Below are 19,622 nucleotides of genomic sequence, written 5' to 3'. Positions count from 1 at the left end.
GCGGGCGGACAGCCGTCCTCGCTGCTGGCCGGTCGCCGCCTCAGCCGACCTGGCTGTTGTCCTTCAGCGCGCCCCACCCGTGCCAGCGGTCGATCTCGAACCAAGCGCTGACCCGTCGGCGATCGCGCCGTGGATACGGGCTTCCGTTGTAGTGCTGGCAGAGCCGGTCGATGTCCGCCAGGTCCTCGTCGTCGCGGAATTCGACGACGCGCCCGATGAGCGTGACGTGGGTGTACCAGGCCTGGTCGTCCAGCACCGTCAGGGTGACCCGGGGGTCGTTGCGCAGATGGCTCAGCCTGCGGCGACCCTCGTCCATGTTCACCATGATCCGGCCGTCGTCCCACAAATACCACGTGGCCGCGGAGACCGGCTGACCGTCGGGTCGGAGCGTGGCGATGACGGCGGGGTTCGGCTTGCGGAGCATGGTGACCGCAGGTTCGGGCAGCGGCGGCTTCGACATGATGTTCCTCCTCGCGGCAGCGTGACCTCCCGCAATGTACGCAACCGTCGGGCCGGTCGGGTCGGCTACGGTCTGGCCGTCGCACTCGGGGGGCCCGCCGGGGCACGGTCTGATCAGGGCCGGTTGTGCAGGAACCACGCGTCGCCGGCGGACAGCGCAACGCGACCCGACAGTGTCTCCGATCGCACCCCACCATCTTCACGGAGCACCGTCAGCGCCCGGTGGACTGACCCGCGGCAAGCAGCTGCTTGATCTCCGTGGCGGCCGGGTGGGCCGGTGCGACCGCCAGGAAACGCCGCAGCGTCCGCTCCGCCTCGGCGGACCGGCTGTTCCGCTGCGCCAGCCCCAGCACCAGCAGGCCGTCGGGGGAATCCGGCTCGCGGGCCAGGACCTCTCGGGCGGTTCGCTGCGCGCCGCCGTCGTCGCCGGCCCGCAGCAGCGCGAAGGCGAGCCGCAACCGGACCCCGTCGTCGGACCGGTCCCGCAACGCCTCCTGGTACATCTGCGCCGCGGCGTCGTACCGGTGCTGCGTCTCCAGGTCATGGGCGAGATGGAGGGCGACCGCGACCGGGTCCGCCGGGGCCGGCCGGGCGGGTGGGTCGAGCCGGCCGGCGACGACCGCGACGCAGGCCACGAGTGCCACCACGGCCGCCGATGCCACCCGCCACACCCGCCGCGCGCCCCGGGCGTCCGGCCGCCAGGGCGCGGCGGGGCGGGCCCGGGCGGCTCCGGGTCGCAGCGTCCGCCGCGCCGCGTAGCCGCCGCCCAGCAGAGCCAGCAGGGGTACGCCCCAGAGCAGCAGCCGCACCCCGCGCCCTGGCGGATCGGTCAGCACGTCCGGGCCGTACCGCTCGACGAACCACCGTCGGATCTCGTCGCGGTCCCGCCCCTGGGCGACCTGGTCCGTCACCACCTGACGCATGGCCGCCGCGATCGGTGACCGGGAGTCCGCCACCGACTCACCCTCGCAGGACGGGCAGCGCAGCTCGGCGGCGACCGCGCGCACCGGGTCCGGCCGGCCGTCCTCGACCGCCGACCGGTACAGGCCCAGGCCCGCCGCGGCGGCCAGTGCGCTGAGGACGAGCGCCACCAGGGCGTACCGCCTGGTTCCCGCCGAGACTCGGGTGACGCGCCCGGAGGCGCGCCGCCGGATCATCCGGTCAGCAGCGGCGCGATCCGCTGCTCCAGCCACTGCCGGGTCACCACGCCCGGCTGCCGGTCGACGATCCTTCCGTCGCGGTCCACCACAAAGGTCTCCGGTACGCCCCGCACCCCCCACTCGACCGCCCGGGTGCCGTCCGGGTCGGGCACCACGGTGAGCCCCTTCGCGCCGGTCTCATCGAGCAGCGCCCGGACCGCGTCGGCGCCGTCGCGGACGTTCAGCCCGACCAGCCGCAGGCCGCGCGGGGACCAGGCCCGTTCGGCGTCCACCAGCAGCGGCAGCTCGTCGCGGCAGGGCCCGCACCAGGAGGCGAAGACGTTGACCAGCACCACGTTGCCGCGCAGGTCGGTGAGCGCGAAACGGTCACCGTCCAGGGTGGCTCCCGACAGTGCCGGGGCGGAGGGTCCGACAACCGCCGGAGTCCGCTCGGGATGCGACGGATCGGGGGCGCGCAGGCCGACGGCGACCAGCGTGCCGACGAGGACGGTGAGCGCGAGCACCGTCGCCTGACCCGCCCGCAGCCACCCGGGGCGCCGTAGGGCCGGCCGTCTCACGTCGGGTCTCCGGCGCCGGCCGGCACCGAGGACCGCGGGCGCTCGCCGCGGCCGGCCGGGCGTCCCCGCGCACGGGCGGTGGCGGCGGCCGCGAGCAGCCCGCCGGTGGCGGTCAGCGCGCCGCCGGCCCAGAGCAGGCCGACCAGCGGGTTCACCGCCAGCCGCACGGTGGCGCTGCCGCTGTCGGCGGCGACGGCGATCAGCGTGACGTACGTGTCACCCAGCAGGCCGGTGCGGATCACCGGCACGGTGACGGCGGAGTCCCGCGCGGGGTGGTAGCGCAGCGCCGGGGTCATCACCGCAGCGGCCCGGCCCGATGCGGTGACCGCCAGCCGGGCCCGCACCGACATGGTTGCCTCGCCACCGGTGCGATCCACGCCCTCCAGGCGGACCGCGACGTCGCCGACCCGCAGGGTCTCACCCACCCGCAGCGTCCGCTCGGCGTCCCGGCCGTACGCCGATGACCCGGCCACGCCGAGCGCGACCAGGGCGATCCCGGCGTGTGCGGCCAGCGCGCCGAGCCGGCCCGATCGCCGGGGCGGGGCGGACCGTCGCAGCCGGTGGGCCGCCTCCCCGGCCAGGCCGGTGAGGACGAACCCCGCCGCGCCGAACGCGGTGAGCGCGGCCAGGCCGGGCCGGCTGAGCAGGCCGACCAGGGCCACGGCGCCCAGGCCTGCGCCGGCGGGAACGGCGAGCCGGCGCAGCGCCGCCGAGCGGTCGCGGACCCGCAGCGCGGGGGTCACGCCCATCACCAGGAGCAGCACGACCGCCAGCGGCACCGCGGTCCGTTGGTAGTAGGCGGGCCCCACCGAGGCGCGGGTGCCGCTGACCGGGGCCGACAGCAGCGGCAGGATCGTGCCGATCAGCACCACCGCGGCAATGGTCACCAGGAGTACGCCGTTGACCAGCGCGAGGGTGGGGCGGGACAGCGCCGGTGGGCGTCCGGGACGGGCCGGTTCGGGGATCCCACGGCCGGTCAGGACGGTCGACCCGAGCACCCCCAGCAGCACGAAGCCGAGCAGCATCGGGCCGAGCGGTGAGTCGGTGAAGGCGTGCACGCTGGCCACCGCGCCGGACCGGGTGAGGAAGGTGCCGAGCAGGACCAGCAGGAAGCTGGCGCAGGCCAGCGCGCTGTGCCAGGCGGCCCGGCCGCGGACCAGGGTGGTGTGCAGAAACGCGGTGGCGGTCAGCCAGGGCAGCAGGGAGGCGTTCTCCACCGGGTCCCACGCCCAGTAGCCACCCCAGCCCAGCACCGCGTACGACCACCAGGCACCCAGGCCGATGCCGGCGGTGAGCGCGGCCCACGCGATCAGCGCCCACGGCCGCGCGGCTCGTACCCAGCCCGCGCCGTCCCGTCCCGCCAGCGGCGCCGCCAGCGCGAGGGCGAACGGTATGACCAGGCCGAGGTAGCCGGCGTAGAGCAGCGGTGGGTGCACACCCATGGCCGGATGCTGTTGCAGCAGGGGGTTCGGGCCGGGGCCGTCGACCGGAACGGGGCTCACCGGGCGGAACGGGTTCGCGGCGAAGGTGGACAACGCGAAGAAGAAGAGCGTGACCACGCTGACGACCACCATCGCGTACGCGTGCAGCCGGGGCGGGTAGGCGCGCCGGGCCAGCAGCACCGCGTACCCGGCGAGGACCAGCAGCCAGAGCAGCAGCGAACCGTCCAGGGCGGACCAGAGGCTGGTCAGGGTGTAGTAGAGCGGAACGTGCCGGCCGCCGTTCTCGGCCACGAACCGCACGCTGAAGTCGTGCCGCAGCAGCGCCGCCTCCAGCAGGGCGCAGGCCAGCGCGGCCGCGGCCAGGGTGGCGGCGGTCCCGAGCCGGGCGGGGCGCACGGGCGCGCCGAGGAGGGCCACCCGCAGCCAGAGCAGCGCGGTCAGGGTCGCGCAGGCCAGCCCGACGGCGAGGCCGGCGGTGCCGAGGTCACCGAGCATCGACCGGAACCGTCGGTGCGGACGACGGGTGGTACTCGTTTCCGTGGCGGACCAGGACGCTGTCCGAGCGGAACACGCCGTCGGGGGACAGCGTGCCTTCGACAACCGCTTCCGTACCCTCCCGGAACGTCTGCGGGGGTGCGCCGCGCTGCTCGACGATGATCTCGTGACCGTCCTCGGTCAGGCGGAAGAGGACCCGGTCGCCGTCGTGGCGCAGCGACCCGGGTACCACGTCGCCGCCGAGGCGGACCCGGTGCTGCGTGGCGTCGGGGTCGGCGAGCAGTTCGCCCGGCGTCTGGTAGTACGTGACGGTGTCGCGGAGCGCGCTGGTGACCAGCAGCCCGCCGGTGGCGAGCAGCACCGCGAGGAGAGCCAGCCGGCCCGCCCGGCGACGCATCAGCCCACTCCCACCGGGGTCCGCTCGGCGGAGGAGGGCCGGGAAGTCAGCCGACGCTCCAGGCGGACCACCCGGTGCAGCAGGAGGCACCAGCCGGCGAGGGTGGCGGCGGCCACGGCGAGCAGCAGCGCGGTGGCCATCCGAGGGTCGATCGGTGGCCGGTGCGGGGCCAGCATCGTCGCCTGCTGGTGCAGCGAACGCCACCAGATGACGGAGAAGTGCACCACAGGCACGAGGAGGAAGCCGGCCATCCCGACCACCGCGGCGGGCTTGGCGATCCGGTGGTCCCCGCCGTCGCGCGCCCCCGTCCGCTCGGCGAGGGCCCGGCGCAGAGCCAGGTAGCCGGCGTAGGCGAGCAGCAGCAGCGTGGTGCTGACCAGGCGGGGGTCCCAGGCCCACCAGGTGCCCCAGACCAGGTGCCCCCAGAGGGCCCCGGTGACGATGGCCGTGGCGGTGAGCGCCACCCCGATCTCCGCCGCCGCCCGGGCGAACCGGTCCCAGCGCAGGTCACCGCCGACCAGGTACGCCCCGCTGGTGGCCAGCACGACGGCGAACGCCGCGTACGCCACCCAGGCGGCGGGCACGTGCAGGTACATCAGCCGTTGGGCCTCGCCCTGCAGTTCGTCGGGGGGTGCGAGCCACCCGCCGGCCACCACGGCCGCCGCGGCGAGCCCGCAGGCGGCCCAGGCCATCGTCCGCCGGGTGGCGGCTGCTCTGGCGGTGTCCGCGAGGAGGTCCACCGTGGAGGCTGGCATGATCTCCCTGTCCGCGCCCGGAGGCGCTCGACCGAAGGTGGGGCTGGAGCCCACCATAAGCCTCGTAATCCCCCATACGCCTTCTTAGGCATAAAATGGGTAAAGGCGGCCAGCCGAGGCTAACGTTCTCCCGGTGAAGACGGCGGCACAGACCAGCTCGTGCCCGGCCCGGTGGCAGCGCCGATCCCTGCTGCCGCTGCTGCCCGGTCTGCTGCTGCTTGCCGGCTGCTCCGGCGGCAGCCCGTCGGCGTTGAACCCCGGCGGTACGGGAGCGGCGCGGGTCAGCGGCCTCTGGTGGCTGCTGTTCTGGATCTCGGTGGCGGTGTTCGCCGAGGTCATGGCGCTGCTTGCCTGGGCGCTGGTGTTCCGGCGGGGCGCCGCGCGGGTGCGCCACGGCCAGCCGCTGCGCTTCGTGACCATCGCCGGCGCCGGAGTGCCGTTCCTCATCCTCGTGACCGTCTACGGCGTCGGCCTGCGAGACCTCGCCGCCCTCGGGGCCGGTCCGGGCCGGGACCCACTGACCGTCGAGGTCACCGGCCACCAATGGTGGTGGGAGGTGCGCTACCCGGGCTCGTCCGGCGCCACCGCCAACGAGATCCACATTCCGGTGGGGGAGCGGGTCAAGGTGCGCCTGCGCACCGACGACGTGCTGCACAGCTTCTGGGTGCCGCAGCTGATGCCGAAAATGGACCTGATCGCCGGCCAGACCCGCGAGACCTGGCTGGAGGCCCGGCAGGCCGGTAGCTACCGCGGCCAGTGCGCCGAATACTGCGGCACGCAGCATGCCCACATGGCCTTCCTCGTGGTCGCCCAGGACCGCGCCGACTTCGACGCCTGGCGCGCCCGACTGGACGCCCCGGCCCGGGCGCCCCGCACCGACGCCGAACGGCGGGGCCAGCAGACGTTGGTGCAGGGCACCTGCGCCGCGTGCCACACGGTGCGGGGCACCGGCGCGCAGGGGCGGGTCGGGCCGGACCTGTCCGACGTCGGCTCGCGATGGAGCCTCGGCGCCGGCGCGGTGCCCAACGACGCCGGGCACCTGGGCGGCTGGATCGCCAACTCCCAGACCGCCAAGCCCGGCAACGCCATGCCCCCGCAGCCGGTCGACGCCGCCCGGCTGCCCGACCTCATCGCCTACCTGCGGTCGCTGGAGTAGGCGCCAGCATGTCGACGACCACCAGCACGCCGCCCGGCATCGGCCGGGACGACCTGGCCCGGCTCACCGAGCACTGGGACGAGCCGCGGTCGCTGCGCGGCTGGTTCACCACCGTGGACCACAAGAAGATCGGCCGGCGCTACCTGGTCACGGCCGCGTTCTTCTTCGTCCTCGCCGGGCTCAGCGCCCTGGTGATGCGTACCCAACTCGCCCGGCCGGAGGCGGGCGTGGTGTCGCCGCAGGAGTACAACCAGCTGTTCACGATGCACGGCACGGCGATGATCTTCCTGTTCGCCACGCCGATGCTGTTCGGCTTCGGCAACTTCCTCGTCCCACTGATGATCGGCTCCCGGGACATGGCCTTCCCGAGGCTGAACGCCTTCGGCTACTGGGGGTTCCTCTTCGCCGGGCTGTTCATGTGGGCGAGCCTGCCGTTCGGGGCGGCGCCGGACAACGGCTGGTTCGCCTACGCGCCGCTCAACCAGGAACAGCACAACCCCGGCCTGCACATGGACGTCTACGCGCTCGGCCTGCTCTTCCTCGGCATCTCGACCACCTCGGGCGCGATCAACTTCATCGTCACCGCACTCAAGCTGCGCGCACCGGGGATGTCGCTCAACCGGGTGCCACTGTTCGTCTGGGCGATCGTGGCCACCGCGTTCATGGTGGTCTTCGCGCTGCCCGCACTGAACGCGGACAACGCGATGCTCTTCCTCGACCGCCGGTTCGGCACCCACTTCTTCGACCCGTCCGGCGGCGGAAACGTGCTGCTCTGGCAGCACCTGTTCTGGATCTTCGGGCACCCCGACGTGTACATCATCGTGCTGCCCGCGCTGGGCATCGTCTCGGCGGTGCTGCCCGCCTTCACCCGCCGGGGCGTGGTCGGCTACGCCCTGATCGTGCTGTCCATCGTGGCCATCGCGATCATCTCCTTCGGGGTGTGGGTGCACCACATGTTCGCCACCGGGCTGCCCCAACTGTCCTACAGCTTCTTCAGCGCCGCCAGCAGCATCATCACCATCCCGTCCGGAATCCAGATCTTCGCCTGGCTGGCCACCATGCTGCTCGGCCGGCTGGTGCTGCGGGTGCCGCTGCTGTTCGTCATCGGGTTCCTGGTGACCTTCGTGCTCGGTGGCTTCACCGGCGCGATGTTCGCGCTGACCGCGTTCGACCAGCAGGTCACCGACTCGTACTTCGTGGTGGCGCACTTCCACTACGTCCTGATCGGCGGGGCGGTCTTCCCGATAATCGCCGGCATCTACTACTGGCTGCCCAAGATCACCGGCCGGATGTACCACGAAGGGCTCGGGCGGTGGGCCTTCTGGCTGGTCTTCATCGGCATGCACGTCACGTTCTTCCCCATGCACCTGTACGGCCTGTTCGGCATGCCCCGGCGCGTCTACACGTACCCCGGCGACCTGGGCTGGAACGGGTGGAACCTGGTCAGCAGCATCGGGTCGTACCTGCTCGCGCTCGGGTTGCTGCTGGTGCTCATCGGCGTGGTGCACGCCGTGCGGCGCGGCCGGCCGGCGCCGGCGGACCCGTGGGAGGGCGACAGCCTGGAATGGTCCACCGCATCGCCCCCCGAGCCGTACAACTTCCCGGTCATCCCGCGCGTGCACAGCCTCCACCCGACCTGGGACGAGCGGACCGCCGAGTCGACCACCACGCACGCCAGCGGCGACCGCATCCTCAGCGAAGGCCGCCGTACGCTGATCACCAGCGAGTTGGACGCGCGCCCCGAGCGGGCGGCGCAGATGCCGGAGCCGACGTTCAAGCCGCTCGTGCTCGCCGGCGCGCTCCTGGCCTTCTTCACCGCCCTGCTGCTGGGGGCGTACCCGATCGCGGTCGCCGCCCTGCTGATGGCGGCGGCGACCATCGCGGTGTGGCTCTGGCCGCCGCGGCGACCCGACGAGGAACTCGGGATCGCGTCATGACCGTTCGGGGCGGGGCGGCCACCGGCGTCGAGGCGCTGACCACGGAACTGCCGGTCGGCCGATCCACCGGCTGGTGGGGCATGGTGATGTTCGTGGCCACCGAGGCCACCCTCTTCGCCTGCCTGCTCGGCAGCTACTACTACCTCCGCTTCCAGCACGGATCCCAGTGGCCGCCGGACGGCATCGACAAACCCGAGCTGCTCATCCCGTTGGTGATGACCGCGGTGCTGGTGCCCAGCAGCCTGCCCGTGGTGTGGGCGGAACACGGCATCCGGCGGGGCCAGCGGTGGCGCCTGCGCGCCGGCCTCGCCGCGACCCTGGTGATGGGACTGGCCTTCCTGGGCCTGCTGGTCATCGAGTACCGCGAAGATCTGCGGCTCTACACGATGACCACCGACGTCTACGGCTCACTGTTCTACGTGACCACCGGCTTCCACGGCCTGCACGTCCTGGTCGGGCTGACGATGATCGGGTGGCTGCTCGCCGCCTCCCTGCGCGGCGGCAGCTTCGGCGCCCACCGCCACGAGCAGGTCCGCAACGCCGCGATCTACTGGCATTTCGTCGACATCGTCTGGGTCGCCATCCTTTTCACCATCTACCTCTCCCCGAGACTGTGATGACCGCACCACCCGGCCCACGTGCCCGCCTGACCGGCGGACTGCTGCTCTGGTACGGCGTACTCGGCGGCGCGATCGCCTGGGCGGTGCACCTGATCGCCGCCTGGAGCCTGGACGAACTCGCCTGCGCCACCCGCTCCGAGCGCATCGCCGGCGTGCCGCTCGGACCGGCGCTCGGCATCGCCGTCCTGGTCCCGGGCCTGGCCACCCTGGGATCGTTACTGGTCGCCGCCCTGGCCTGGCGGCGCACCACGCGGGCGCGGTCGGCCGGCACCGACGACCGGGCCATCGAGCGTTCCTGGCTGCTCGCCGTGGTGGGCGTCTGGGCCAACCTGCTGTTCCTGACGATCATCGTGCTCGGTGGAGCCGCCGTGCTGGTGTTCCCGCCATGCCAGGGCTGAGCGGCTACCGGGCCCACGGGCCCGGCCCGGGCGACGTGGCCGACGGCCTGCTGGCCATGCTGGCCATCACCGTGCTGTGCCTGCTCGCGGCCGGCTACGGCCGTGGGGTGCAGGAACTGTGGGCACGACGCGGCCCCGGCCGGGTCGTGCCTGCCTGGCGGGTGGCCGCGTTCGGTGCCGGGCTGCTGGTCGTGCTGGCCGCCGACCAGGGGCCGGTACACCGGCTGGCGGAGTCCTCCCTGGCCGGCCACATGACCCAGCACATGCTGCTTCTGCTGGTGGCCGGCCCGCTGCTCGCAGCCGGCGCGGCCGGACTGCCGCTCACCCTGACCGCACCCCGGCCGCTGCGCCGGCTGCTGGCCCGCTGGCGGACCGCGGCCCCCGTGCGCCGGCTGCGCCGCCCGATCCGGTACGCCCTGCTGGCCGGAGCGGCGCAGACCCTGGTCCTGTGGCTGTGGCACCTGCCCGGCCCGTACGTCGCCGCCGTCAACCACCCGGTCCTGCACGCGGTCGAGCACCTGACCCTGGTGGCCGCGGCCTGGCTGCTGTGGGCGCCCCTGCTCGGCCCGGCGCGGCACCGCGCTCCCGCGCCGGTGTCGGTGCTGCTGCTGATCGGCACCATGCTGCCCGCCTCCGCCCTCGGCGCGGCCCTCACCTTCGCCCCCGAACCGGTCTATCCGGCGCGCGTGCTGGCCCCCGACCCGCTGGCCGACCAGCAGCTCGCAGGCCTGCTGATGTGGGCGCCGATGGACCTGGCCGTGCTGGTGGCGACGCTGGCGATCTTCCTCGGCTGGCTGCTGCGCCTGGACCGGGAACGCCCCGACCACCTGGTCGGCGCGCCGCCGCACGGCACGCCGGCGACAACCACCACGACGGAAGGGATGATGCGGTGAGCCGTCGTCTGCGGATGCTGAGCGCCCTGCTGGGGGCGCTGCCGCTCGTCGCCGCGACCGGCTGCGCCTCGACGCCGCCACCACCACCGCCCGAATCCCGCGCCGGTCGGCCGGACCGCGGTGCCCAACTCATCGCCCAGTACGGCTGCGGCTCGTGCCACACCATTCCCGGCATCAGCCGGGCCGACGGGCTCGTGGGGCCGCCGTTGACCCGCTTCGGCGCCCGTTCCTACATCGCCGGGGAACTGCCCAACAACGCGGACAACCTGCAACGGTGGATCATCGACCCGCAGGCCGTCGAGCCGGGCACCGCCATGCCGAAGCTGGGCGTCAGCGCGCTCGACGCGCAGGACATCGCCGCGTACCTCTACACCCTGGACTGACCGATGCGGCGACGACGAACGGTGACCCTGCCCGCCCCGCACCCACGGCGCGCCCTCGCGGTCGGGTTCGTGCTGGTGCTCGCCCTGGGTCCGGTGGCCCTCGCGCCCGCACCGAACCCCACCACCCCCGCCCCGACCGGCACCACCCCCGCCCACGACCCGGGCACGCAGCTCTACCTGAGACAGTGCGCGAGCTGCCACGGCCCACAGGGGCAGGGGACGCAGCAGGGACCGTCGCTGGTCGGCGTCGGCCCCGCATCGGTGGACTTCCAGCTCTCCACCGGCCGGATGCCGGCGTCGCGGGAGGTGCACCAGGCCACCCGCCGACCGCCCGTCCTCTCCGCCGAGGAGATCTCGGCGCTGGTCGGCCACGTCGCCAGCTTCGGCGGCGGCGGCCCGCAGATTCCCCAGGTCGCGCCCGGGAACGTGGTCTCCGGGCGGGAACTCTTCGCCGCCAACTGCGCGCCCTGCCACGGAGCGACCGGCTCAGGCGCCATACTCACCAACGGTTGGATCGCGCCGCCGCTGTACGACGCCTCCGCCGTCCAGGTCGCCGAGGCGGTCCGCGTCGGGCCCGGCCTGATGCCGGCCTTCCCGAACCAGGTCCTCACCGACCGGCAGGTGGACGACCTGACCAGCTACGTGCGACGGCTGCGCAGCGAGCGACTGGACGCCGGCGGCAACCCGCTCGGCCGGCTCGGCCCGATGGTGGAGGGGCTCGTCGCCTGGCTGGCGGTGCTCGGGCTGCTGGTCGCCGCCGCGCGGTGGCTGGGCCGGAGGGCAGGCGAGTGACAGGCCGGACCCCGTCGAAGGCCGAGCGGTCCGCGAGCCGGCGGATCGCCAGCGCGTTCCTGGTCAGCACCGCCGGCGCGGTCGGCTTCGCGGTGACATACGGGCTCGGCGGCGACACCCGGTGGGAGGGGGTGTGCCTGGCGGTCGCCTTCGCCGGCCTGGCGGTGGGCCTCGCGGTCTGGGGCCGACGGCTGGTGCCGTCCGCCGGATACGTCGAGGAGCACGAAGGCTTCGCCCCGCCCCCGCGCGAACAGGCGATGACCGCGTCCGTGTTCCACGCGCCGGACAGCCCGACGCGCCGCTGGGGCCTGCTCGCGGCGCTCGGGTTCGCGCTGACCGCCCTCGGCGTCGCCGCGCTGTTCCCGCTGCGTTCCCTGCTCCCGTGGGACCGCCCCCGCCCGCCCCGGACCCTGAAGGACACCCCGTGGGGGCCCGGCGTCCGGCTGGTCGACAACCAGGGACGACCGTTGCGGCCGGCGGACGTACCCGCCGACACGCTGGTCGGGGTCTTCCCGGAGGGAAACGCCGACGCTGCGGACGCCCCCGCGTTCGCCGTCCGCCTCGACCCGGAACGCTTCACCCGCCCGCCCGCCGGGGGACACCTGGGCGGACTGGTCGTCTGGTCGCTGCTCTGCACTCACGCCGGCTGCCCGGTACGGATCTACCTGAAGGGCGCCGACCGGGTGCTCTGCCCCTGCCACCAGTCCTCGTTCGACCTGCTGGCCGACGCCCGGCCGGTCGCCGGCCCCGCAGCGCGGCCGCTGCCGGGACTGCCGATCGAGGTCGGCCCGGACGGCTTCCTCCGGGCCACCAGCGACTTCACCGCACCACCCGGCGCCGGATTCTGGAGCAGACCATGATCACCGGCCGCCTGGCCCGCGCTCTGGACGACCGGCTCCGGCTCTCCCCGCCCACCCGCCGGGCACTGGCGAAGGTCTTTCCCGACCACTGGTCGTTCATGCTGGGCGAGATCGCCCTCTACTCCTTCGTCGCGCTGATCCTCACCGGCACCTACCTCACCTTCTTCTTCGACCCCAGCTCCGCCGACCGCGTCTACCAGGGCGCCTACACCCCGCTGGACGGCTCGACCACCTCCGCCGCCTACGCCTCCACCGTGCGGCTGAGCTGGGACGTGCGCGGCGGCCTGCTGATCCGACAGACCCACCACTGGGCCGCCCTGGTCTTCGTCGCGGCGATCGTGGTGCACCTGGCCCGGATCTTCTTCACCGGGGCCTTCCGCAAGCCGCGCGAACTCAACTGGCTGATCGGCGTGACCATGCTCGCGCTCGCCCTCGCCAACGGCTTCACCGGCTACTCGATGCCCGACGACCTGATCTCCGGACTGGGTCTCCGGATCATCACCTCGGTGGTGGAGTCCATTCCCCTGGTCGGAACGTGGCTGGTCGCGCTGGCCCTCGGTGGCGAGTTCCCCTCCGACGCGATGATCCCCCGGATGTTCGTCACCCACGTGTTCCTCGTCCCGGCCGTCCTCGTCGCCCTCATCTCACTGCACCTGGCCATCGTGGCGCGGCAGAAGCACTCCCAGTTCCCGGGTCCGGGCCGTACCGAGCACAACGTGGTCGGATCACGGTTCTGGCCGGCGTACGCGCTACGCTCGCTCGCTCTCTTCCTCTGGCTGCTGGCGGTGCTGTTCGCCCTCGGCGGGCTGGTCCAGATCAACCCGGTCTGGCTGTACGGCCCGTTCGAGCCGGCCGAGTCCACCTCACCGGCCCAGCCCGACTGGTACGTCGCCTGGGGCGACGGAGCGCTGCGTCTGTTCCCGTCGTGGGAGTTCCGCATCGGCGGATACCTGGTGCCGCAGCCGTTCTTCCCCGGCGTCGTCCTCGGCGGGCTGACCTTCGTCGCCCTCTACCTGTGGCCGTTCGCCGAACGGCTGCGCACCGGCGACCGCCGCCACCACCAGCTGCTCGACCGGCCCCGGGACCACCCGGTCCGGCTCGGCATCGGCGTGGCCGCCCTGACTTTCTACCTGGTCCTCGTGGTGGCCGCGGGCGACGACATCCTCGCCCGGCTGCTCCGGGTGCCGGTCTACGATCTGCTGTCGCTGTTCCGGGTCCTGGCGCTCGTCCTGCCGCCGCTGACCGGTGCGGTCGCGTTCCTCATCGCCCGGGCGCTGCGTCGCGCGGAGGCGGCCTCGCTCGGCGACCTCACCCGGGCCGACCTGCGCCGCGCGGTGCGCCCCGCGCCCCGTCGCCCCGCCGGCGAGGACGAACCCGAGGTCCCCGCACTGCACCGGCCGGGAGAGCGGATCGAGCTGTGGCCGGAGGAGGACGTGTGGCGGTGGCGCTACCGGAACGAGGCCGGACTGACCCTCATCAACAACCGGGCGGTCAGATCGGAGGAGGAAGCGGTCGAGGCCGCAGGGCTGGCGTACCCGGGTGTGGACCGGGTGGTGGTGCCGGTGCCGCCCCCGCCGCCGGCCCGGACGGTCCGGGTGGCGCTGCGCCGCTGGGGGCGCGCGGCGGCCGCCGGGTCGCTGCTCATCGCGGCGCTGATCGAGCGCCGGCGGGACCGCCGCTGGCGACAGGACAGCGACACACACGGACCCGGAAAGGAGCAGTGAACGCCTCCACGATCACGGCGCGCACGCACCGCAACCGCACGCCCGCCGCACGACCGCACCATGGGGGATGACCGGCGGCGTCGGGGCGAGGATGATGGCCGGGTGATGGCCGACGACCCTCCCGCCGACATCATCGAGATCGGCGGTGCGCCCCGCGACGACCGCCCCCGGCGCCCGTGGCGGAGGTGGCTGCCCCTGGTGCTCGTCGCCGGCGTCGCTCTGGCCATCTACGCGCGTAGCAACGTCGACAACCAACCGGAGCCACCGCCGGCGACCAGGTCGCCGTCCGCGACCGCGGCGGCGCCGCCGGCGACCCCCACCGCGACCGCGCCGGTGGTCACCGAGGTCGGCCGCCCGCTGCTCGGCATCGACGCCGGCTGGCAGCTGTACGGCCGGGGACCGGGCGTGGTCGTCCGCGTCGACTTCGCCCAGGGCCGGATCACCACCACCGCCGTACCGACGCTGAGCAGTAGCGGGCCGGTCAGCTTTCTGGCCGGCCCGGACCGGGTGGTGGTCCGGCCGCTCGACGCGGTACCCGGCTATGTGGTGCCGGACGGCGGCCCGGCGGCCCAGGCGACCGCCGGCCTGGCCCACAGTGGACCCATGTTGCCCGGCCCGGACCCCACGTCGGTCTGGGTGAGCGACAACGTGGGCGAGCGGATGCTCCGGGTCCGGTTCGACGGCCGACCGACGAACGAGTCGCTCGCACTGCCGCGCGGGACGAACGGCTTCGCCGAGCCGGACGGCGGCGGGTACCCGCTCGTGAGCGCGACCAGCGGGGCGTACACGCTGCGCCCGGACGGCGTGCGCCGGATCACCACCGGTGACGTGCTCGCCGTGGGGGCCGGACACTGGTTGGCTCGGGAGTGCGACGCGGGCCTGCGGTGCGGGACGGTGCTGATCGAGCAGCGCACCGGTGGCCGGCACGCGGTGCGGCTCGGACCGGACGTTGCGGATCTCAGCGCCGGGCTGACCTCGGCGGACGGGACACGAGCGGCCATGCTGGTGACCGGGCCCCGCGAGCCCCGGATCCACCTGCTCGACCTGGGCTCGGGGCGCAGCGACACCGTGGACCTGCCGCTGGATCCGGGATTCTTCCCGCAGCAGCAAATGGTCTGGTCGCCGGACGGCCGGTGGCTGTTCGTGCTGGCAGGCGGCGGCCGGCTGCACGCCGTCGAGGCGGCGACCGCCCGCACTCGGCAGCTGGATGTCGCGCTGCCGCACCTCGACCAGCTCGCATTGCGGGCCGGATAGCGGCCTCCGACCCTGCTATGGGCTTACGTCGGCGGCGGCCCCGCCGGCAGGTTCCACGTCTAGTAATAGTTGTCGATCGGCTGGCGTGCCTCGTCGAACAGCGCTGGCCCCTCGTACCGCACCGGGGGCAGGGGCGCGGTAGGCGGCTTAAGCTCCTCGAACTGCTCGGCGGACAGGGCGTACACCACCCGGCCGAGGCCGGACCGGTCGATCGCGGTCGCACACATCGGGCAGGGCTGGCAACTGGTGAACATGGTGGTGGTGGCCGCCACCTCGGGGGCGAGCTCCCGGGCAGCCCAGCGAGCCAGCTTGAGTTCCGGGTGCGCCGTGATGTCCACGTCGGACACCACGGTGTTGTGGTCCTCGATCAGGACCGTGCCGTCCGCGCTGACCAGCAGCGAGCCGAACGGCCGTTCGCCGGACGCCCCGGCCCGGCTGGCGAGTTCCACGGCACGGCGGAGAAAGGTCTCGTCGTCGGGCGTCATCGATCCTCCTGGGACTTGTGGTGCGCGGCCACGGCCGCAAGGGTCTGCCAGGCCCGCTCGGGCTGGCGGATCTCGGTCAGGTCGTCGTTGTACGGGTCGAGCACCACCGTTTCCGCGCCGAGCAGGCGGATCTGGTCGATGTCGGCGATGATCTGGTCGATGGTGCCGACACCGGCGAGCCGGTCCGGAGCGGTGATCGCTTCCGGGGTCTCCCGGAGTTTGATGCGCGGCGTCAACGCGGGCGCCGGGCGGCCCAGGTCGTCGGCGGTGGCCTTCAGCCGCCCGGCTGCGTCCGCCAGCCATCCGGGCGTAACCCGCAGCGGGTGCCAGGCGTCACCGAGCAACACCGCGCGTCGGATGCCGGCGTCGCTGTTGCCGCCGACCCAGATCGGGATCGTGGCCGTGTCATAGTCGTCGGTGTTCCGCCAGGCGTCGCGCATCGTGTGCAGATACTCGTCGGTCAGCGCGCCGCGGCGCCGGAACGGCACGCCAAGCGCCTCGAACTCCTGACGGGCCCAGCCGACGCCGACGCCGAGGACAAGCCGGCCGCCGCTGAGTCGGTTGAGATTCGCCGCCATCCGGGCGGTGAGCAGCGGATGCCGGTACGGGACGATGAGCACCGTGGTGCCCAGCCGGACCCGGCGGGTCACCCCGGCCAACCAGGACAGCGTGGTGAACGGCTCATAGAACGGCGCTGGATACTTCTCGGCCACGTCCGGCGTCACCGCGATGTGATCGGAGACCATCAGCAGGTCGAAGCCGATGCCCTCGACCGTCTGCGCCCAGCGTCGCAGCAGATCGGGGTCGGTACCCGGGGCGAAGTTAGGTACGTTCACACCAATTTGCACGGGTCCCAGGCTAGTCGCGGCACACCCACGGTGGAACACCATGTTCCCGGCCGTCGCTGGCCTTTGCCGTGGATCCGCCGGTAGATTAGCCCGATGGCCGGGAATCTTGACCCTATCGATTGGTCCATCCTGGCAGAGTTGCAGGGCGACGGCCGCCTGCCCATCACCGAGCTCAGCCGGCGGGTCCAGCTGAGCGCATCGGCCACCAGCGAACGGGTTCGGCGGCTGGAGGCGAGCGGTGTGATCAGCGGATACCGCGCCGAGGTCGACCTGTCCAAGGCGGGCTTCGCCGTGCTCGCGGTGGTCCGGCTGAAGTATCCCGGCAGTCGGCACGAGCCGCTGCACTGCTTACTGGAGCGACGGTCGGAGATCCTGGAGTGCCTGCGCACCACCGGAGACGACTGTTACGTCCTGAAGGTGGCCGCGACGTCGATGGCACACCTGGAACAGGTCGTCGACGAACTCGCTGAGTTCGGCAGCACCACCACCAACGTGGTCTACAGCGCCACCCTGCCCTATCGCGGCCCGCGCCGGACACCGCCCTCCTCGTGACCCCGGCATGCCGACGCCTCTGCAGCGAGGGAACGACCGCAGAGGCGCCGCCGGCTGGGCCTGGTGCGGCCATAGGTGGGCTGACGGGGGAAGAAGCTGGCAGCTTGCTGGCGGGTCGCCGGTGGGAGGGTAGCTCTCGGCGACCACCTGAAGGTCAGTCGGTGGCGCGGACGGTCGGGGTGAGGATGAATGCCAGAACAGCGGAGGTGGCGGCGATGATGGCGCCGGTGGTGAAGCCGCGTGCGAAGCCCTCCGTGCTGGTACCGGCGATGCTTGCCGCGGCCATGCTCGATACGAGTGCGGCACCGAGGAGGCGCCGAACTCGTGGAAGGTGCTGACGATTCCGGACGCGAGACCGGATTCGTGCGGCTGAACCTGGCCGAGTGCGGTGGCGGAGGCGACGACGAAGGCGGTGCCGGTGCCGGCGGCGGCGAGGCTGACCCCGGTGACCATGGCCAGGGTCCCCTCCCACAGGGCAGCAGAACGTGGAGAAGATCCTGGAAGCGGCGGTCGCCAGCCTGACCCGTGACGCCGCCGCGAGCGTCAGTGAGATCGCCCAGGTGGCCGGGGTTGGCCGAGTGACGCTGTATGGGCACTTCCCGTCGCGAGACGCCCTGGTCGAGGCCGCGCTGACCCGCGTGCTGGCCGAGGGGGACAAGGTGTTGGCAAGCCTGGACCTCACCGGGGACCCTCGTGACGCACTGAGGGTTCTGATCGGCTCGAAATGGCTGCTGCTCGCCCGGTCAAGCGCCGTCCTCGAGGCGGCGCAGGTATCGCTGCCGCCCGGACGGGTGCAGGAACTCCACGCGAAACCCGCGCAACGCGTCGACGACCTGATCCGCCGCGGTCAGTCCGAAGGGGTCTTCCGAGTCGATCTCCCAGCCGGTTGGCTGACCAGCGTCCTGCACCACATCATGCATGGGGCGGCCATCGACGTGGCCAAGGGGCGACTGGATCCTGCCGACGCCCGCGTCTCATCTCCGAGACGGTCCTGGCCGCCTACACGCCCGGCGGCAAGTAGCGGGATCGCCACAGGGGTCGGTCAATCGAACGGCGCTGCGGGCCATGTCGCTGGCTGCCACCCACTGCTCGACGCGCTGACGGTCTTTCGATCATCGGAGCTTTCTGACACCATCCGGAGAAAATATCGAAGGTTTTTAACGTGGAGGTTTTTCGATGCGCTCCCGCCTGACAAGTTTCCTCAGCGTCGCCCTGCTGGCGACCGCCGCGTTCCTGGTTCCGGCGTCGCCCGCCGCCGCCGCGCCGTCGTTCCGGACGCCCTTCCCGTGCAACCAGACGTGGTCCGGTCAGACCCGCACGACACACAGCCCGCAGTACGCGATCGACTTCAACCGGGCCAACGACCACGGTGATCCGGTCAAGGCCAGCGCCCCGGGCACGGTGGACGTGGTCGCCAACCTCGGCAACACCAGCTACGGCCGGTACGTGCGGATCAACCACGGCAACGGGTACACCACCTACTACGCCCACCTCAGCGGGTTCAACGTCTCGGTCGGCCAGTCCGTCGGCTACGGCACCACCATCGGGTACGTGGGCAACAGCGGCGGCTCCTCCGGGTCGCACCTGCACTACGAGCAGCGCCTGAACGGCAACGACATCAAGGTGCGCTTCAGCGGCAACCTGGCTCTCTACTTCGGGACGCGGAACTACACGCGTACCGTCGGCTGCTGATCACCGACCGACTGGCACGGCGGCGTCGGCCTTGAGACGGAGCGGTTGCCGACCGGACCGGGTCACGTGCGGAGCCCTGCGCAGGCCACACCGTCGATCGTGCAGGCGACCGGCAGCGAGCTGATGGCGGAGCCACCTACCCGGAACGACACCCGGTGCGAGCCGGCGTCGGTCACCTCGTTGGCGGGTCCGTCCGGCACGAAGGTCCACGTCGGTCCGTCGCGGCTCGCCCGCGCACCTTCGACGGCGGTGACGTCGAGGGACTCCGCCGGCAGGGTGACCACCAGCGTCCAGTGCGGGGCGGCGTCGTGTCCCGGATTGTCGATGGTGACCGCGGCTCCATAGCTGAGCAGGGCGGTGTCCGTGACGGTGAACGCGGCGGTCAGGGGCGCTGCGGTCGCGGCCGTCGGCGACGGCGTGTCGGGGGCGGCGGCCGCCCGCGCCGGCGGTGACGTGGGGCTGGCCGTGGGCGCTGGCGTGGGGCTCGTGGCGGTCGGTCGCGCCTCCCGACCCGGCGTGCCGGCGGGGGGCGCCTTCACGATCACCGGAGCCGCCGGTGGCTCGAGTGCCACCGGAGCCAGGCGTTCCGGTGTACGCAGGACCAGGACGATCGAGGCCGCCGTCGCGACCAGGACGCCCAGCGACGCTGCGGCGGCGACCCAGGCGGCCCGCGAGCCGTCCAGCCCGCCCAGGACGCGGGCGGCGGAGCCAGCCCTGGCCACGAGCCAGTCGAGAATGATGATGGCCACGGTCCGCCGTGGCT

At 73.0% G+C, this 19,622-nt stretch carries 23 protein-coding genes and 1 pseudogene; 13 read left to right on the top strand and 11 right to left on the bottom strand.

Annotated features, from left to right (window positions below):
• Positions 1-40 precede the first annotated feature (40 nt).
• From EV376_RS23125 to ccsA, 6 genes are all read right to left on the bottom strand, one after another.
• Entirely contained in the window at positions 41-460 is a 420-nt protein-coding gene (locus tag EV376_RS23125; protein WP_130326503.1) for a PPOX class F420-dependent oxidoreductase, read from the bottom strand.
• 211 nt (positions 461-671) lie between these two features.
• A complete protein-coding gene (locus EV376_RS23120) occupies positions 672-1,550 on the bottom strand; it encodes a cytochrome c-type biogenesis protein CcmH (protein ID WP_165438068.1) in 879 nt (292 codons plus the stop codon).
• Between the two features lie 62 nt (positions 1,551-1,612).
• Positions 1,613-2,176, bottom strand: coding sequence for a redoxin domain-containing protein (locus tag EV376_RS23115; protein ID WP_165438067.1), 564 nt, complete (start codon positions 2,174-2,176; stop codon positions 1,613-1,615).
• Entirely contained in the window at positions 2,173-4,113 is a 1,941-nt protein-coding gene (locus tag EV376_RS23110; protein ID WP_130326497.1) for a cytochrome c-type biogenesis CcmF C-terminal domain-containing protein, read from the bottom strand. The genes EV376_RS23115 and EV376_RS23110 overlap by 4 nt, the downstream gene beginning before the upstream one ends.
• Positions 4,103-4,510, bottom strand: a complete 408-nt coding sequence (locus EV376_RS23105) for a cytochrome c maturation protein CcmE (RefSeq protein WP_130326495.1) — start codon at positions 4,508-4,510, stop codon at positions 4,103-4,105. Before EV376_RS23105 ends, EV376_RS23110 begins: the two co-directional genes overlap by 11 nt.
• Positions 4,510-5,265, bottom strand: a complete 756-nt coding sequence (gene ccsA / locus EV376_RS23100) for a cytochrome c biogenesis protein CcsA (protein WP_165438066.1) — start codon at positions 5,263-5,265, stop codon at positions 4,510-4,512. Before ccsA ends, EV376_RS23105 begins: the two co-directional genes overlap by 1 nt.
• 133 nt (positions 5,266-5,398) lie before the next feature.
• Here ccsA and coxB point away from each other — a divergent pair, with 133 nt between their 5' ends.
• The 10 genes from coxB to EV376_RS23050 all read left to right on the top strand — a co-directional run bounded on the left by coxB (position 5,399) and on the right by EV376_RS23050 (position 15,282).
• Positions 5,399-6,421: a cytochrome c oxidase subunit II gene (coxB, locus tag EV376_RS23095; RefSeq protein ID WP_130326491.1), complete on the top strand. Its 1,023-nt coding sequence runs from the start codon at positions 5,399-5,401 to the stop codon at positions 6,419-6,421.
• A gap of 8 nt (positions 6,422-6,429) precedes the next feature.
• A complete protein-coding gene (gene ctaD / locus EV376_RS23090; RefSeq protein WP_130326489.1) occupies positions 6,430-8,358 on the top strand; it encodes a cytochrome c oxidase subunit I in 1,929 nt (642 codons plus the stop codon).
• Positions 8,355-8,975 carry a cytochrome c oxidase subunit 3 gene (locus EV376_RS23085; protein ID WP_130326487.1) on the top strand — a complete coding sequence of 207 codons (621 nt, stop codon included), beginning with the start codon at positions 8,355-8,357 and terminating at the stop codon, positions 8,973-8,975. Before ctaD ends, EV376_RS23085 begins: the two co-directional genes overlap by 4 nt.
• Positions 8,975-9,376, top strand: a complete 402-nt coding sequence (locus EV376_RS23080) for a hypothetical protein (protein ID WP_130326485.1) — start codon at positions 8,975-8,977, stop codon at positions 9,374-9,376. The genes EV376_RS23085 and EV376_RS23080 overlap by 1 nt, the downstream gene beginning before the upstream one ends.
• Positions 9,364-10,269 (top strand): cytochrome c oxidase assembly protein, encoded by a 906-nt coding sequence (locus tag EV376_RS23075; protein WP_130326483.1) that lies wholly within the window; start codon positions 9,364-9,366, stop codon positions 10,267-10,269. Before EV376_RS23080 ends, EV376_RS23075 begins: the two co-directional genes overlap by 13 nt.
• Positions 10,266-10,652 carry a c-type cytochrome gene (locus EV376_RS23070; RefSeq protein ID WP_207228328.1) on the top strand — a complete coding sequence of 129 codons (387 nt, stop codon included), beginning with the start codon at positions 10,266-10,268 and terminating at the stop codon, positions 10,650-10,652. Before EV376_RS23075 ends, EV376_RS23070 begins: the two co-directional genes overlap by 4 nt.
• A 3-nt stretch (positions 10,653-10,655) precedes the next feature.
• The gene (gene qcrC, locus EV376_RS23065; protein WP_130326481.1) at positions 10,656-11,444 is read left to right on the top strand and encodes a cytochrome bc1 complex diheme cytochrome c subunit; all 789 of its coding nucleotides are present in this window, start codon (positions 10,656-10,658) and stop codon (positions 11,442-11,444) included.
• Positions 11,441-12,304: a Rieske 2Fe-2S domain-containing protein gene (locus tag EV376_RS23060; RefSeq protein ID WP_130326479.1), complete on the top strand. Its 864-nt coding sequence runs from the start codon at positions 11,441-11,443 to the stop codon at positions 12,302-12,304. The genes qcrC and EV376_RS23060 overlap by 4 nt, the downstream gene beginning before the upstream one ends.
• Complete coding sequence (gene qcrB, locus EV376_RS23055; protein ID WP_207228326.1) at positions 12,301-14,028, top strand: cytochrome bc1 complex cytochrome b subunit; 1,728 nt, start codon at positions 12,301-12,303, stop codon at positions 14,026-14,028. The genes EV376_RS23060 and qcrB overlap by 4 nt, the downstream gene beginning before the upstream one ends.
• A gap of 105 nt (positions 14,029-14,133) precedes the next feature.
• Positions 14,134-15,282 carry a hypothetical protein gene (locus EV376_RS23050; protein WP_130326477.1) on the top strand — a complete coding sequence of 383 codons (1,149 nt, stop codon included), beginning with the start codon at positions 14,134-14,136 and terminating at the stop codon, positions 15,280-15,282.
• Positions 15,283-15,341: 59 nt separating this feature from the next.
• Here EV376_RS23050 and EV376_RS23045 read toward each other — a convergent pair whose 3' ends face one another.
• Positions 15,342-15,767, bottom strand: a complete 426-nt coding sequence (locus tag EV376_RS23045; protein ID WP_130326475.1) for a nucleoside deaminase — start codon at positions 15,765-15,767, stop codon at positions 15,342-15,344.
• Positions 15,764-16,615, bottom strand: a complete 852-nt coding sequence (locus tag EV376_RS23040; RefSeq protein ID WP_130326473.1) for an LLM class flavin-dependent oxidoreductase — start codon at positions 16,613-16,615, stop codon at positions 15,764-15,766. Before EV376_RS23040 ends, EV376_RS23045 begins: the two co-directional genes overlap by 4 nt.
• A 93-nt stretch (positions 16,616-16,708) precedes the next feature.
• Between EV376_RS23040 and EV376_RS23035 the strand changes: the two genes are divergently transcribed.
• The gene (locus EV376_RS23035) at positions 16,709-17,167 is read left to right on the top strand and encodes an Lrp/AsnC family transcriptional regulator (protein ID WP_130326471.1); all 459 of its coding nucleotides are present in this window, start codon (positions 16,709-16,711) and stop codon (positions 17,165-17,167) included.
• A gap of 154 nt (positions 17,168-17,321) precedes the next feature.
• Here the strand turns inward: EV376_RS23035 and EV376_RS31020 are convergent, their stop codons facing one another.
• Positions 17,322-17,453: a hypothetical protein gene (locus EV376_RS31020; RefSeq protein WP_486482765.1), complete on the bottom strand. Its 132-nt coding sequence runs from the start codon at positions 17,451-17,453 to the stop codon at positions 17,322-17,324.
• A gap of 199 nt (positions 17,454-17,652) precedes the next feature.
• On the opposite strand from EV376_RS31020, the pseudogene EV376_RS31015 reads away from it, so the two are divergent.
• Positions 17,653-17,784, top strand: a pseudogene (locus EV376_RS31015) (helix-turn-helix domain-containing protein); the annotation flags it as partial.
• A 126-nt stretch (positions 17,785-17,910) separates the two neighbouring features.
• On the opposite strand, the gene EV376_RS30540 reads toward EV376_RS31015, so the two are convergent.
• Complete coding sequence (locus tag EV376_RS30540) at positions 17,911-18,087, bottom strand: hypothetical protein (RefSeq protein WP_207228634.1); 177 nt, start codon at positions 18,085-18,087, stop codon at positions 17,911-17,913.
• Positions 18,088-18,343: 256 nt separating this feature from the next.
• Between EV376_RS30540 and EV376_RS23020 the strand changes: the two genes are divergently transcribed.
• On the top strand, positions 18,344-18,859 hold the full coding sequence (locus tag EV376_RS23020; protein ID WP_130326469.1) for a M23 family metallopeptidase: 516 nt from the start codon (positions 18,344-18,346) through the stop codon (positions 18,857-18,859).
• 62 nt (positions 18,860-18,921) lie between these two features.
• On the opposite strand, the gene EV376_RS23015 is transcribed toward EV376_RS23020, so the two are convergent.
• On the bottom strand, positions 18,922-19,608 hold the full coding sequence (locus tag EV376_RS23015) for a cellulose binding domain-containing protein (protein WP_130326467.1): 687 nt from the start codon (positions 19,606-19,608) through the stop codon (positions 18,922-18,924).
• Between the last annotated feature and the right edge of the window lie 14 nt (positions 19,609-19,622).

It is taken from the genome of Micromonospora sp. CNZ295 (genome assembly GCF_004217535.1).
Note: the sequence above shows the minus strand (reverse complement) of the source record. Positions and strands in the feature narration are given on the sequence as shown.